We start from the raw sequence: 15172 nt of genomic DNA on the forward strand, positions 1-15172 counted from the left end.
TTTTAATCGAACGACTCACGACGAGACCCCATGGCCACTCCCAGCGCTAGCTCTTATAACGCCGACGCCATCGAAGTCCTCTCGGGCCTCGACCCGGTGCGCAAACGCCCCGGCATGTACACCGACACCAGTCGGCCGAACCACCTTGCCCAGGAAGTCATCGACAACAGCGTCGACGAAGCCTTGGCCGGGCACGCCAAGTCGGTACAAGTCATCCTTCACGCCGACCATTCCCTGGAAGTGTCCGACGACGGTCGTGGCATGCCGGTGGACATTCACCCGGAAGAGGGTGTGTCGGGCGTCGAGCTGATCCTCACCAAGCTGCACGCCGGCGGCAAGTTCTCCAACAAGAACTACCAGTTCTCCGGTGGCTTGCACGGTGTGGGTATTTCCGTGGTCAACGCCCTGTCGAACCACGTACGGGTCAAGGTCAAGCGCGACGGCAACGAGTATCAGATGACTTTCGCCGATGGCTACAAGGCCACCGACCTGGAAGTGATCGGCACCGTCGGCAAGCGCAACACCGGCACCAGCGTGTACTTCGCGCCGGACCCGAAATACTTCGATTCACCCAAGTTCTCCATCAGCCGCCTCAAGCATGTGCTCAAGGCCAAGGCTGTTCTGTGCCCGGGCCTGCTGGTCAGCTTTGAAGACAAAGGCACCGGCGAAAAGGTCGAGTGGCATTACGAAGACGGCCTGCGTTCCTACCTGGAAGACTCTGTCAGCGAATTCGAGCGCCTGCCGAACGAGCCGTTCTGCGGCAGCCTGGCGGGTAATAAAGAAGCCGTGGACTGGGCCTTGTTGTGGCTGCCGGAAGGTGGCGACAGCGTCCAGGAAAGCTACGTCAACCTGATCCCGACGGCCCAGGGCGGTACCCACGTCAACGGTTTGCGCCAGGGCTTGCTGGATGCCATGCGCGAATTCTGCGAATACCGCAGCCTGCTGCCGCGCGGCGTGAAGCTGGCGCCGGAAGACGTCTGGGAGCGGATCGCGTTCGTCCTGTCGATGAAAATGCAGGAGCCGCAATTCTCCGGCCAGACCAAGGAGCGCCTGTCGTCCCGTGAGGCAGCGGCGTTTGTCTCCGGGGTGGTAAAGGATGCCTTCAGCCTGTGGCTCAACGAACACCCTGAATTGGGCCTGGCCCTGGCGGAGCTGGCGATCAACAACGCCGGCCGTCGCCTGAAGGCCAGCAAGAAAGTCGAACGCAAGCGCATTACCCAGGGCCCGGCACTGCCTGGCAAGCTGGCGGACTGTGCCGGGCAAGACCCGATGCGTTCCGAGCTGTTCCTGGTGGAAGGTGATTCTGCCGGCGGTTCCGCCAAACAAGCGCGGGACAAGGAATTCCAGGCGATCCTGCCGCTGCGGGGCAAGATTCTCAACACCTGGGAAGTCGACGGCAGCGAAGTGCTGGCCAGCCAGGAAGTGCACAACATCGCCGTGGCCATCGGTGTCGACCCGGGCGCGGCGGACATGAGTCAGCTGCGCTACGGCAAGATCTGCATCCTCGCCGACGCCGACTCCGACGGCTTGCACATTGCGACCTTGCTCTGTGCACTGTTCGTCCAGCATTTCCGCCCGTTGGTGGATGCCGGTCACGTCTATGTCGCCATGCCGCCTTTGTACCGCATCGACTTGGGCAAGGAGATTTTCTACGCCCTGGACGAAGCCGAGCGCGATGGCATCCTCGATCGCCTGGTGGCCGAGAAGAAACGCGGCAAGCCGCAGGTCACCCGATTCAAGGGCCTGGGTGAGATGAACCCGCCGCAGCTGCGGGAAACCACCATGGACCCGAACACCCGGCGCCTGGTGCAGTTGACCCTGGAAGATTTCGCCGCCACCTCGGAAATGATGGACATGTTGCTGGCGAAGAAACGCGCGCCGGACCGCAAGAACTGGCTGGAGTCCAAGGGCAACCTGGCCGAGGTTCTGGGCTGATGCGCAGCGGTTTCGCCCTGGCGATACTGTTGTTGAGCGGGTTAGCGACCACCTCGGTGGTCGCGGCGCCTGTGGCTGAGCTGAAGCTGTTGTCGGAACACCCGGTGGAAGGCATGCGCGGCGGCAACCTGTCGGGCCTGGCCTTATGCGGTAGCGAATTGTGGACAGTCTCCGATCGCGATGACGACCAGATCTACCGGCTCGATACCGCCGGTGACGTCTGGAAAGCAGAGAAATACGGGATTGATGTGCCGCCGGTGCCGGCGTCGGGTTTGCCCTTTGGCCTGCGCTCACGCACCAGGGCAGCTGCGTTGATTCGTGGTGGTGATCTGGATTTTGAAGGCATCAGCTGCGATGCGGCGGGTAACCGTTACATTGTCAGCGAAGCCCACGCGGCGGTTCTCAGGGTGCCTTTCTCCTCAGAACACGGTGAAACGGAGTGGCTGAAGATCGCCCCGGGCATGGTTCGCGAAGCTCGGGCCAGTGGCATGTTGCTGCACTTCAACGCGTTGTTTGAAGGCATCGTGGTGAACCCGGAAGGCAATCAAATCTGGCTTGCGGCCGAACGCGAGCGGCGCGGGCTGATTTCCATCAAGCGCCCGCAAACCCTCTGGGATTGTGAAGGCCCTTGTGTATTGCTGAGCGAGGCCGGCCAGGAGATGCAGCCGGCGCAGTTCCCGGGCGCCAAGGCGGTGTCCAAGGACTTTGCCGACCTGGCGCTGTTCAATGGCAAGCTGTTTACCCTGGAGCGCAATGCGTTTCAGGTGTGTCGCCGGGATGCGGTCACGGCCCAGGTGGAGTTGTGCTGGTCGTTTGCCGATGAAGCGCTGACGCCGAATCGGCGTTATGCCCAGGCCTATGGATTGGCCGAAGCCTTGGTGGTGGACGCTGACGGTGCCTGGATCGGCATCGACAATAACTTCGGTGCCCGCGCCGATGGCGAAAAGCGGCCGGTGGTCTATCGTTTCGCCGCCCCTGCGGGTGGCTGGAGCGCCAAGCCATGAGTGCGCAACCACCCGGCAAGCGCGCCGGGCGTGTGTTGATGTTCGTCGCGTGGGGCGCCGGCCTGTTTTTGGCGACACGATTTTTTGGGCAGTGGGAAGCGCGACAGGAAAACCCCAATGCCGTGGTGACCTCGGAGCAGCACGAGGGTTATATCGAAGTAAAACTGCTGGGCAACGGCCAAGGGCATTTTGTCGCCACTGGCCAGATCAACGGCAAGCCGGTGCAGTTCATGCTCGACACCGGGGCCACCGACGTGGCGGTTCCGGCTGAATTGGCCGACCGTCTCGGGCTTGAACGCGGCATGCCGGTTGGCGTGAGTACGGCCAACGGACGAACCCAGGGCTTTCGGACCGAGTTGGGCCGTCTGCAACTGGGCGATATCGTCCTTCGGGACGTGCGCGCCATCGTGGTACCGGGTTTGGGCGATGAACAGGTATTGCTGGGCATGAGTGCATTGAAACAACTTGAATTTACCCAGCGCAGCGGCACTTTGCTGCTGCGCCAGACCAAACAATGATGAGGCCCGCATGAGTGACATCCTTGCAGACAGCTTAGATGGCGTTGAACGCCGGTCGCTGGCTGACTTCACCGAAAATGCCTACCTCAACTACTCCATGTACGTGATCATGGACCGTGCCTTGCCGCATATCGGCGACGGCCTGAAGCCCGTACAGCGGCGCATTATCTATGCGATGAGTGAGTTGGGCCTGGACGCTGACTCCAAGCACAAGAAGTCGGCGCGTACCGTCGGTGACGTGCTCGGTAAATTCCACCCTCACGGCGACTCGGCGTGCTACGAAGCCATGGTGCTGATGGCCCAGCCGTTCAGCTACCGCTACACGCTGGTGGACGGCCAGGGTAACTGGGGTGCGCCGGATGATCCGAAGTCCTTCGCCGCCATGCGTTACACCGAAGCGCGTCTGTCGCGGTATTCGGAAGTGCTGCTCAGCGAACTGGGCCAGGGCACGGCCAACTGGGGCCCGAACTTTGACGGCACCCTCGACGAGCCGCTGGTGTTGCCGGCACGTTTGCCGAATATCCTGCTCAATGGCACCACGGGTATCGCCGTGGGCATGGCCACTGACGTACCGCCCCACAACCTGCGGGAAGTGGCCAGCGCCTGCGTGCGCCTGCTGGATGAGCCGAAGGCTACGGTCGAACAGCTCTGCGAGCATATCCAGGGCCCGGATTACCCGACCGAAGCAGAAATCATCACGCCTCGCGCCGACCTGCTGAAAATCTACCAGACCGGTAAAGGCTCGGTGCGCATGCGCGCCGTGTACCACATCGAAGACGGCGACATCATCGTCACCGCGCTGCCGCATCAGGTATCCGGGGCCAAGGTGCTGGAGCAGATTGCCGCGCTGATGCAGGCCAAGCCGTCGAAGCTGCCGCAAGTCGCCGACCTGCGTGACGAGTCCGACCACGAAAACCCGTGCCGCATCGTGATCATCCCGACCAACAGCCGGGTCGACCATGAAGTGCTGATGCAGCATCTGTTCGCCAGCACCGAGCTGGAGTCCAGCTATCGGGTCAACATCAACATCATTGGCCTGGACGGCAAGCCGCAGTTGAAGAACCTGCGGGCTTTGCTGGTGGAATGGCTGGAATTCCGGGTGCAGACCGTGCGTCGCCGCCTGCAATTCCGCCTGGACAAGGTCGAACGCCGCCTGCACCTGTTGGACGGCTTGCTGATCGCTTACCTCAACCTGGATGAAGTGATCCATATCATCCGTACCGCCGAGCACCCGAAGGCCGAGCTGATCGCGCGCTTCGAACTCAGCGAAATCCAGGCCGACTATATCCTCGACACCCGTCTGCGTCAGTTGGCGCGACTGGAAGAGATGAAGCTGCGGGACGAACAGGACGCGCTGCTCAAGGAACAAGCCAAGCTCCAGGCCCTGCTGGGCAGCGAGGCCAAGCTGAAGAAGCTGGTGCGCACCGAGCTGATCAAGGACGCCGAAACCTATGGCGACGACCGCCGCTCGCCGATTGTCGAGCGCGCCGAAGCCAAGGCCCTGACCGAAACCGAGCTGCTGCCCAACGAGAAAATTACCGTCGTTCTGTCGGAAAAGGGTTGGGTTCGCTCAGCCAAAGGGCATGATATTGACGCCACCGGCCTGTCTTACAAGGCTGGCGACGGTTTCAAAACCGCGGCGGCGGGGCGTTCCAACCAGTTTGCGGTGTTTATCGACTCCACCGGTCGCAGTTACTCGGTGCCGGCGCACACCTTGCCATCGGCGCGGGGGCAGGGCGAGCCATTGACCGGACGCCTGACACCGCCGCCGGGTGCGAATTTTGAGTGCGTGCTGCTGCCGGACGATGACTCGTTGTACGTCATCGCTTCCGATGCGGGCTATGGGTTCGTGGTCAAGGGTGAAGACCTGCAGGCCAAGAACAAGGCGGGCAAGGCGTTGTTGAGCCTGCCGAACAACGCCAAGGTGATCCTGCCGCGTCCGGTGGAAGACCGTGAAGGCAACTGGCTGGCGTCGGTGACGACCGAAGGGCGCCTGCTGGTGTTCAAGATCAGCGATTTGCCGCAGTTGGGCAAAGGCAAGGGCAACAAGATCATTGGTATTCCCGGGGAGCGGGTGGCCAGTCGCGAAGAGTACGTGACCGACATCGCCGTGATCCCGGAAGGCTCGACCCTGGTGTTGCAGGCCGGCAAGCGCACGTTGTCACTGCGCCCTGACGACCTCGAGCACTACAAGGGTGAGCGGGGTCGTCGTGGCAATAAACTGCCGCGCGGCTTCCAGCGAGTGGACGCTTTACTGGTGGAAACGCCCGTTTAAGGCGATATAGAGCGCCCGATCTACGATTTAACCCGTAGATCGACGCTTTCGCGCTGGAGTCATGGCGCATATTCACGGATGATATGGCCTTTCCAGCGCCGGCGTGGCTGAGCGCGTACAGGTATTTTTGAGTATTACATTGTGGTTCGCCTTGTGGCAGCCACCTGGATGGGATGATGACTGCTCCGCGCCTTCCTTTATTTTTGTTGCTCGCTGGCCTTTTGGGCCTGGCGGGTTGCAGCACACACCAACCGGTGTCGCTGTATCAGCTGGACAGTGGAAGTCCGGCTCAGCCTGCACAAAGTGCCGGCATGGCTGTATTGCTTGGCCCTGTTGTAGTGGCCGACTATCTGCAACGTGAAACCCTGCTGCAACGTCAGAACGACGGCAGCCTGCAAGGTTCCACCGATGGCCGCTGGGCCGGTAGCCTTTCGTCCGACATCAATCAGTTGATGTTGCGCCAGGTGGCTGGCCACCTGGACAGCCAGCGTGTGGTATTGGCGCCGGCGCCGTTGGGTTTTGCCCCGGACGTACAGGTGCTGCTGACCATTACGCGACTGGACTCGGGCGTTTCGCAGCCCGCTATCCTCGACGCGCAATGGCGCCTGATCGACCGTCGTGGCCAGGTGCGGGATAACCGCATCGTGCACTTGCAGGAAGAGCACAGCGGCAGCACCGCGTCCCAGGTCCAGGCCCAGGGTGTGTTGCTGCAACGTTTGGCTGACCAGCTGTCGGTGGCCCTCAAGCCATTGGCCAATCAGCCAGCGGTGGCAGAAGCGCCACGCAAACAAGCCCCGGCGCAGCCCAAGGCTGCGGCACCGGAGAAGCCGAAGATGCCGATGGCCGTGCCGATTCGCACCGATATGGAAGTGTTCAGGTTCTGACCTGAATACAGACCAACAAAAAGGCCCGCTGATGAGCGGGCCTTTTGTTTGTGCGGGATCTGAGCGGTACGCAGATCTAATGTGGGAGCGGGCTTGCTCGCGACGGCGGCGGATCAGTCGATACATAGGCTGACTGACAGGCCGCTTTCGCGAGCAAGCCCGCTCCCACATTGATTTGCGTTGTTCTTTAGTTCTTCGCCCGCGTCTCATGCATCCGCGCCAGCTGGCGCTCAAGCATCGACGGGTAAGGCTCCATCAACCGCTCCACACAGCACGCACCTTCAGGGCTGGCAATCGGGCGGATCCGCGCACGCTGGCGAATCAGCACGTCGTCACTGATCTTGCGTTCCACCAGCAGCAGGTTGCGGCTGTGTTGCGACAAGGCCAGCGCATCCTGGGCAATCTCGGTCAGGAGCAGATCTATCTGGCTCATGCCATACAGATCGTCGCCCACCGTCAGGCCCAATTGCAGTTGCAGGGTGATGCCGCTGTCGGCCACTTCGATTTGCAGCGCATGGCCCAGGGCCCGCAGCAGTTCACCGCAGCAGATGGCGTTGGTCAGGTAGTCTTCGCCGCTGTCTTCGCTGTGGAACAGCATCAAGGTGCTGCCGTCGTTCAGGGTGTGCAGCTCGCTCTGATACAGCGAGGCCGCCTGGTCGAGGCAGTCACGATAACGTTCCAGCAGCTCGGTCAGGCGTGCCCGCGGCAAGCGACGCAGTTGATCCTGTGCGCCCAGTTGCACGGCCAATACGGCGCTGTGCTGGGGCTGGGTGCTGCGCACCGGAGCAGGCTGCACAACAGGAGCGGTTGGCACTGAAGTATCGCGAAGATCGGCGAACGGGTCTTCTTCGTCCAGTTCGTCTTCTTCTGCCTTGATCACATGACGGGTCGCCGGCTTTTGGGCCGCCACCGGCGCAGACTCGTCGAAGCTCGGGTCCCGCAGGTTGCGCACTTCAAACTCGGGCTCGTCGTCTTCGTAGTCGGTGTCGTCGAACTCGGGCTCGGGTTCAACCTCGGGCACTACGGGCTCCGGCGCGAAGCTGGTGTGCAGTTGGCGGGCGAGGTCGCCGATTTCGTCCTGGCGGTCGGTGGCCGGGGTGTGTTCATCGATATCCCGCAGCCAGATGCGCAGTTGCATCAGTGGCGTGGAGATATGCCGGCCCAGGCGCAGGCTCAAGGCCAGGGACAGTGCCAGCAGGATCGCACTCAGGATACCCATGCTTTGCAGGCTGATGGTCATCGGCTGCTGGAACTGTTGCATGTCCAGGCTGATGCGCAGTTGGCCGGCCTTCACGTCCTGAAACGTGATATTGCTCTGGTACAGGCCTTCGGCTTCACCCAGCAGGCCGTTTTTCGGGCGTTGCCCGGCTTCGGCCATGATCCGGTTGTCCACGCTATAGATAGCGGCGTGGGCCACCAGCGGGTTCTTGGTCAGGTTGTTGAGCAGCACGTTGAGGCTGAGGATGTCGTTGGACACCAACAACTCAGTCGCCGAGGTGGCGGTCTGGGTGGTCAGGCTCTCGCCCAAAGCGTCGGCTTGCTCGTGCATGGCCTGCTTGAACTGCAAACCCATCACGCAGGCGTAGATGACCAGGGCCAGGGCGACCAGGATCACGTTATGGCTGGCGATGCGTAATGCGATCGGTACACGGCGGTGGCGCAGTGCCCGGAAGATCAGCAGGAAGAAGTTATCGGTTTTTACTGGCGTGGGCCGGTTCACTTAAGCTCGGCTCTTTAGTCCGTGAAGTTGACGCGCAGTATAGCGACAGGCCCAAGACCGGCAAAGCGCTGGCTGTGCCCGATGGTCACTGAAAGTGGGTAGAATGCGGTTTTTTTCCAGCTCGGGGGTGCGCTTTGCGCGAAATTGTCCTGATTAACATCACAGGTGAGGACCGTCCGGGTCTCACCGCAGCCATTACCGGTGTTCTGGCCCAGGGTGGTGTGAACATTCTCGACATCGGCCAGGCAGTGATTCACGACACGCTGTCGTTCGGCATCCTGGTGGAAATTCCCAGCACCGAGCAAGCCTCGTCCGTGCTCAAGGACATCCTGTTTACGGCGTATAAGCTCGATCAGCAGGTGCGTTTCACCCCGGTGTCCGAAGAGGATTACCAGAGCTGGGTGGCCGGCCAGGGCAAAAAACGTCACATCGTGACCCTGTTGACCCGCAAGGTCACGGCCGAGCAATTGCAGCGTGTCAGTTCGATCACGGCTCAGTACGGTTTGAATATCGACCATATTGACCGTCTGTCGGGTCGCATGCCATTGGACACGCCAGCGGACAAGGGCAAGGGCTGCATTGAGTTCTCCGTACGCGGTGAGCCGGCAGATCCCCAGGCCCTGCGTGCCGAATTCCTGAGCGTTGCCCAGGAGCTGAATGTCGATATCGCCTTCCAGGAAGACTCGCTGTTCCGCCGCAATCGCCGCCTGGCGGTGTTCGACATGGATTCGACGCTGATCGAAGCCGAAGTTATCGACGAATTGGCCAAGGCTGCCGGTGTAGGCGAGCAGGTTTCGGAAATTACCGAGCGTGCCATGGCTGGTGAGCTGGATTTCCGAGCCAGCTTCAAGGAGCGTCTGGCGCTGCTCAAAGGCCTCGACGTCAGCGTGCTGGACTCCATCGGCGCCTCGCTGCGCCTGACCGAAGGCGCCGAAACCCTGTTCGCCGAACTCAAGCGCCTGGGCTACAAGACCGCGATCCTGTCGGGCGGTTTCACCTACTTCGCCAAGCAATTGCAGGCCAAGCTGGGTATCGACTATGTGTTCGCCAACGAGCTGGAAGTGGTGGACGGCAAGGTGACGGGTGTGGCCGTGGAGCCGATTGTCGACGCACAGCGTAAGGCTGACCTGTTGCGGGAATTGGCACACAAGGAAGGGTTGCGTCTGGAGCAGACCATTGCGGTCGGCGACGGGGCAAATGACTTGCCGATGCTGGCGATTGCCGGGTTGGGTGTGGCGTTCCGGGCCAAGCCGCTGGTCAAGCAATCGGCCAAGCAGGCGATTTCGACTTTAGGGCTGGATGGCGTGTTGTACCTGTTGGGCTTTCGCGATCGCGACGGTCAGCTCTGAAGATCGTTCCCACGCTCTGCGTGGGAACGCCGCCCTGGACGCTCCGCGTCCGATTTTGAGGTTGGGACGCGGAGCGTCCCGGGATGCATTCCCACGCGGAGTGTGGGAATGATCGCTAGGTCAGGCTTTCGGCAAACCCATGCCCTGGCCCATCTGCACCGGCGTCCCCGCCTGCAGTGCTTCCGACCATTGAACCTGGTCCGGCCCAAACAGCACGATTGCCGTCGAACCCAGCTTGAAGCGCCCCAGTTCCGCACCTTTTTCCAGGTGGATCGGCCCACGGGCAGCTTCGTCATAACGGAAGGTTTTCAGCTCGCGTTTTGGCGGCGTTACCAAGCCTGCCCAAACCGTTTCAATCGATGCCACGATCATCGCGCCAACCAGCACCACGGCCATCGGGCCGCGTTCGGTGTCGAAGATGCAGGCAACACGCTCGTTACGCGCAAACAGTTCCGGCACATTTTCGGCGGTGGTCTGGTTTACCGAGAAGATTCGGCCAGGGATATAAACCATTTCCCGCAGGGTGCCGGCCAATGGCATATGCACCCGGTGGTAGTCCTTCGGCGACAGGTAAACAGTGGCGAAATCGCCGCCCATGAACGGCGCAGCCACCGCCGCATCGCCGCCCAGCAATTCCAGCACGCTGAAGCTGTGGCCCTTGGCCTGGAACACCCGGCCATGTTCAATCGGGCCCAACTGGCTGACAGCGCCATCGGCCGGGCTCAACACCGCGCCTGGGGTCTGATCCAGCGGCCGTGCACCGTCTTTCAACGCGCGGGTGAAGAAGGCGTTGAAGTGCTCGTAAGCGGTCACGTCTTCAACCAGGGCCTGGGACATGTCCACTTGATAACGCTTGGCAAACCAGCTGGTGAACGCATTCTTGAACCAGCGCACGCGGCATTCGGCAATGCAACCGGCCAGACGCGACAGCAGGTGGTGGGGCAGCAAGTACTGGCTGAGGATGAACAACTGCTTTTTCATTAACTGTCCTTAAACCTTAAATCTCAACGGGGGTGTCGGGGTGGTTGCCCCATTCGCCCCAGGAACCGGCATAACCTTTGACTCGCGGATAACCGAGCGCCTTGGCCACCAGGTAGGTGAAGCCAGAACGATGGTGAGTCTGGCAGTGGGTGATGATTTCTTTGTCGCGGGTCAGCCCGAGGTCTTCGAGGATCTGCGGCATGTCGCGGCGGATGCGCAGTTGGCGTGCCTTGTCCATGCCGGCGGTCCATTCGAAGTTCACCGCGCCCGGGATGTGTCCACCCTTGGCCGCGAGGACTTTCTCGCCGGAGTATTCCAGCGGGCCACGGGCGTCCCAGATGCCGAGGTCGGCAGCGCCGAGACGGCTTTGCAGGTATTCGCGGGTGGCGGTGGGTTCTTCATGCAACGTCAGGCTGACCGGGCCGCCGGCGCTGGCCGGTACCTCGGTGGACACTGGGTGTTTTTCTTCCAGCCACGCCAGCAGGCCGCCGTCGAGGTAGTGGTACTTCTTGTGGCCGATGACGTCGAGCATCCAGATGAATCGCCCGGCCCAGCCACCGCCTTCGTCGTCATACACCACGTAAGTGGCATCCGGGGTGTGGCCCAGTTCGCCGAACAGCTTTTCAAGATCGGCCTTGCCCGGCAGCAGGCCCGGCGCTGGTGGCTGGCCCAGTTGAGTGCGTTTTGGATCAACGAAACGTGCGCCGGGGATATGCCCTTCGGCGTAACGCGCAGCGCTGGTGAGGTCCACCAGGATCAGGTGTTCGGCATCGAGGCGACCGAGCAGGTCACTGGCCTCGATGACCAGCGGCAAGCCAGAGAAGTCAGGCATGTGAGGTCTCCTGGGCATAAAAATTGGGCGCTAAGGGAGGGCGATTGTAGCGCAAGCGTCAGGCACTGCGGTTGGTAAAGCTGTGCAGGGCCTTTTCGATGCATTGGGCGGTTTTGCCGAAGGCCTGCACGGTGGTTTCCGAGAACGGCCCGCCGCCCTGGTCGGCCACCATCAGCATCACCACCCGGCCATTGCAGCTCAGGGAGCGCAGCAGCAGGTGTTCGCCCTTGAACAGGCGGCGCAGTTCCGGCGGCAGCAGTGCCGAGAACTGGGCGTGGTTGTCGGGGTTGAGGCGCACCTGGGCGGACTTGGCCAGCAGGCGTTGCAGCAGGGTGCTTTGCGCCACGTCGAGGCTCATGTGGTCGGCGTCCTTCGGCAGGCCGTCGACTTGATGCACACGTAGCGTGCTCAAGGTTTTGTCCGCCATCAGCAGCATCACCCGTTGCATGCCGCAGGCCACGAGGGCTTCCTTGGCGCAGGTGGTCAGGTGCATGGCGTTGGCAAAGCGGCTCGGCTCTACGAGCAATTCGGTGCAGCGCTTGCGCCAGATCGCCAGGGACTCGGCGGTGGGTGGCGGTGCCGGCAGCAAGCCGTGGTGAACGCGCTGCACATCCCATGGCCAGATCAACGACAGCGCCGGGTGCCACAGGTCGCGCATCAGGGTGCTGCGGGCGCTGATCGCCGCGTGTTGGTGGGACTGTTGCTGCACTTCGGCCAACGGTTGTTGAAGGTAAAGCGCAGTGAGGTATTGCCAGCGCTGGGTGTGCGGGCAGGTCCAGGACTCCTGCGCCGCCAGCGCCAGGCCGTTGGCCAACAGCACAGTGTTGGCCGGCTGGTTCAGCCAGCGACGCAGGTTCGGGTCGGCATCCAGCAACTGCTGTTGGCGCAACGGCTCGTCTTCACGGGCAATGCTCAGCGCCTTGACCAGCAAGCGTTGTTCCGTCAGCAGCAACGTATAACCCTGGGACACCCAGATCGGCAGGCGCCAGGTGTCGGTCAACCCCAGGCACAGGTCCAGCAGGCGTACGCCGAACAGCTCCTGTTCGACTGTGCGGGCCGATTCGCCCTTGTGAATCACCCGCAGCTCCCATTCTTCCAGCAGCTTGGGATAGGCAATCGCCATCGGCCACAGCGGTGAAAGGAACAGCAGGCTGCCCCAGTGAATGTCTTGCCACAACCGCGCCAGGCGGCTGGCGAACAGGCCGCTGGCTTGTTGCGAAGCGTGCTGGCTGATCATCTGCAGCTGGCGCAGGGCCACGGGGATTTCATTCAGCGGCACGGAAGGCAGGCGCCGCAGCAACTCCTCGGTGCGCTTGAGGCCGAGGCGATTGATCGCCACTTCGAGGTTTTCTGCCGGCTCCGCGAGGCTGCCGTGGGCCTGGTTGTTGGCCTCGCGCATCACGCTCAGCACCAGCGCCGGGCTGTTCTGCATCAGCTCTGCAATATCCCGCAACGAACTGCGGTTGTCGCCGATGGCCTTGCAAACCCGGTCGTGGCTCGCCTGTGGAACAGGCAACAGCACATCGTCCAGGCGCTTTACCCAAGCGGCGAGGGTGGCGGGTTTTTGAGTTGGGACTGTCGTTTCATTTGCCATGATTGGGGCGCGATCATCACTTGCGGTCAACACGCCCGGGACGGGCCGAACTGGTTTTTCGCCATAACGGGCTATAGTCTGGCGCAGATTTGCCGATAAGTAGAACAAGAGTTTTCAACTCTTGCGAATATGACCCTGAACCCGACGGCGCAAGTACTCATCCCCTATGGCTAAAATTATCGGCATCATCGTCGTCATCGCGAGCGTGCTCGGCGGATACGTCCTTTCCCACGGCAAGATTGCGGCGCTGATCCAGCCTTTCGAAGTGCTGATTATCGGCGGTGCGGCGTTCGGCGCATTCCTGCAGGCCAACCCCGGCTACATGACGATGCACGTGATCAAGAAGTCGCTGGGCATGTTCAGCTCGCGCTTCTCCCACACCTTCTACCTGGAAGTGCTGGGGCTGATCTACGAGATCCTCAACAAGAGCCGCCGCGAAGGCATGATGGCCATCGAAGGCGACATCGAGGACGCCGCGGCGAGCCCGATTTTCGCCAAGTACCCGGCCGTGCTCAAAGACGAGCGCATGACCGCCTACATCTGTGATTACCTGCGCATCATGTCGTCCGGCAACATGGCGCCCCATGAGCTGGAAGGCCTGTTCGACATGGAACTGTTCAGCCTCAAGGAAGAGCTGGAGCACCCATCCCACGCCGTGACCGGCATCGCCGACGGCATGCCCGGTTTCGGTATTGTTGCCGCGGTGCTCGGGATCGTGGTGACCATGGCCTCCCTCGGTGAAGGCGACCAGAAAGCCATCGGCATGCACGTCGGTGCGGCACTGGTAGGTACCTTCTTCGGTATTCTCGCGGCCTACGGTTTCTTCGGCCCGCTGGCCACGTCCCTGGCCCACGATGCCAAGGAAGAAGTGAATCTGTACGAAGCCATCAAGGCCTGCCTGGTGGCTTCGGCTTCCGGCATGCCGCCATCGTTGGCAGTGGAGTTCGGGCGCAAGGTTCTGTATCCGAAGCACCGTCCAAGCTTCGCTGAGCTGGAACAAGCGGTTCGCGGTCGCTAAGCCATGGAAAACAACCAGCCGATCATCATCAAGCGCGTCAAGCGCTTCGCTGCGGGGCACCATGGCGGCGCCTGGAAAATCGCCTTCGCCGACTTTGCGACGGCGATGATGGCGTTCTTCCTGGTGCTGTGGCTGATGTCCACCGCCACGCCGGAACAGAAGATCGCCATCGCCGGTTACTTCAAGGACCCCATCGGTTTCTCCGAGAGCGGCACGCCTTTTGTGATCGACCTCGGTGGTTCGCCGCAACTGGCGCCCGAGCGCACCATCAACCCGGAAATCAAGACCGACTCGCCGCAGGAAAAGATCCCGATCGAGCGCGACACCGTCGAGAGCATGGCCGAACAGGTCGAGCAGGAACGCCTGGAATTGCTGCTGCAGGAACTGCAAACCAAGGTTGAGGAAAACCCGCAACTGCTGAAGTTCAAGGACCAGATTTCCTTCGAGATCACCCCGGATGGCTTGCGCATCCAGATCACGGACGCCGCCAACCGGCCGATGTTCGATTCCGGCAGTGCACGCTTGAAGCCGTACTTTGAAGACATCCTGCTGGCCATGGCCGACACCATCAAGGCGGTGCCGAACAAGATCAGCATCAGCGGCCACACCGACGCCAAGCCGTATGCAGGCCAGGGCGACTTCGGCAACTGGGAGCTCTCGGCCAACCGGGCCAATGCCGCGCGTCGTGCACTGGTGGCCGGCAGCTATCCGGACCCGCAAGTGGCACGGGTGGTGGGGTTTGCTTCCTCGCAGCTGTTTGATCCCAAGGATCCGTTCAATCCGATCAACCGACGCATCGATATCGTCGTGCTGACCAAAAAGGCCCAGCGTGCAATTGAAGGTGACCCGCCTGCGACGCCACCGGTACCGACCCAGGGTGAAGGCGCGCCGGGCGAAGTGCCGGCAGACCCGAACGCACTGCCGCCGGAGCAGGAGCCTTTGCCGGCCCATGAGCTGCGACAGAAGCTGAACCTGTTTGATGACGGCGGGATGAAAGACCCGACTCTGCCCGCCACGGGTTCATGAGGCCGTCAGACTCAATCGATTGCTTCGACGATTAAA

12 protein-coding genes are annotated in these 15172 nt (G+C 61.7%); 8 read left to right on the forward strand and 4 right to left on the reverse strand.

All coding sequences use genetic code 11. The annotated features are described in order from the left end of the window. Positions 1-30: 30 nt before the first annotated feature. The 5 genes from parE to HX818_RS22410 all read left to right on the forward strand — a co-directional run bounded on the left by parE (position 31) and on the right by HX818_RS22410 (position 6616). Positions 31-1935, forward strand: coding sequence for a DNA topoisomerase IV subunit B (gene parE, locus HX818_RS22390; protein WP_003209518.1), 1905 nt, complete (start codon positions 31-33; stop codon positions 1933-1935). After that, positions 1935-2939 (forward strand): esterase-like activity of phytase family protein, encoded by a 1005-nt coding sequence (locus HX818_RS22395; RefSeq protein ID WP_177020762.1) that lies wholly within the window; start codon positions 1935-1937, stop codon positions 2937-2939. Before parE ends, HX818_RS22395 begins: the two co-directional genes overlap by 1 nt. Beyond that, complete coding sequence (locus HX818_RS22400; protein WP_008439113.1) at positions 2936-3457, forward strand: TIGR02281 family clan AA aspartic protease; 522 nt, start codon at positions 2936-2938, stop codon at positions 3455-3457. The genes HX818_RS22395 and HX818_RS22400 overlap by 4 nt, the downstream gene beginning before the upstream one ends. Before the next feature lie 10 nt (positions 3458-3467). Then, positions 3468-5732, forward strand: coding sequence for a DNA topoisomerase IV subunit A (gene parC, locus HX818_RS22405; RefSeq protein WP_003217539.1), 2265 nt, complete (start codon positions 3468-3470; stop codon positions 5730-5732). Positions 5733-5908: 176 nt separating this feature from the next. After that, entirely contained in the window at positions 5909-6616 is a 708-nt protein-coding gene (locus HX818_RS22410; RefSeq protein WP_003217538.1) for a membrane integrity-associated transporter subunit PqiC, read from the forward strand. 187 nt (positions 6617-6803) lie between these two features. On the opposite strand, the gene HX818_RS22415 is transcribed toward HX818_RS22410, so the two are convergent. Then, positions 6804-8336 (reverse strand): AhpA/YtjB family protein, encoded by a 1533-nt coding sequence (locus HX818_RS22415; RefSeq protein WP_177020763.1) that lies wholly within the window; start codon positions 8334-8336, stop codon positions 6804-6806. Positions 8337-8470: 134 nt separating this feature from the next. Here HX818_RS22415 and serB point away from each other — a divergent pair, with 134 nt between their 5' ends. Beyond that, positions 8471-9685, forward strand: coding sequence for a phosphoserine phosphatase SerB (serB, locus tag HX818_RS22420; RefSeq protein WP_003217536.1), 1215 nt, complete (start codon positions 8471-8473; stop codon positions 9683-9685). Positions 9686-9805: 120 nt separating this feature from the next. On the opposite strand, the gene asd is transcribed toward serB, so the two are convergent. The 3 genes from asd to HX818_RS22435 are packed head-to-tail and all read right to left on the reverse strand — an operon-like array spanning position 9806 to position 13092. Beyond that, a complete protein-coding gene (gene asd, locus HX818_RS22425) occupies positions 9806-10666 on the reverse strand; it encodes an archaetidylserine decarboxylase (protein ID WP_003217535.1) in 861 nt (286 codons plus the stop codon). Between the two features lie 16 nt (positions 10667-10682). Next, positions 10683-11498, reverse strand: a complete 816-nt coding sequence (locus HX818_RS22430) for a rhodanese-like domain-containing protein (protein WP_102367974.1) — start codon at positions 11496-11498, stop codon at positions 10683-10685. A 58-nt stretch (positions 11499-11556) separates the two neighbouring features. Continuing rightward, positions 11557-13092, reverse strand: a complete 1536-nt coding sequence (locus HX818_RS22435) for an HDOD domain-containing protein (protein WP_102367975.1) — start codon at positions 13090-13092, stop codon at positions 11557-11559. A gap of 166 nt (positions 13093-13258) precedes the next feature. Between HX818_RS22435 and motA the strand changes: the two genes are divergently transcribed. After that, the gene (gene motA, locus HX818_RS22440; RefSeq protein ID WP_003217532.1) at positions 13259-14110 is read left to right on the forward strand and encodes a flagellar motor stator protein MotA; all 852 of its coding nucleotides are present in this window, start codon (positions 13259-13261) and stop codon (positions 14108-14110) included. 3 nt (positions 14111-14113) lie between these two features. Then, the gene (gene motB / locus HX818_RS22445; protein ID WP_102367976.1) at positions 14114-15136 is read left to right on the forward strand and encodes a flagellar motor protein MotB; all 1023 of its coding nucleotides are present in this window, start codon (positions 14114-14116) and stop codon (positions 15134-15136) included. Positions 15137-15172 lie beyond the last annotated feature (36 nt).

Origin of the sequence: Pseudomonas sp. F9001 (genome assembly GCF_013385435.1) — a bacterium.
In the GTDB taxonomy this organism is placed as follows: domain Bacteria; phylum Pseudomonadota; class Gammaproteobacteria; order Pseudomonadales; family Pseudomonadaceae; genus Aquipseudomonas.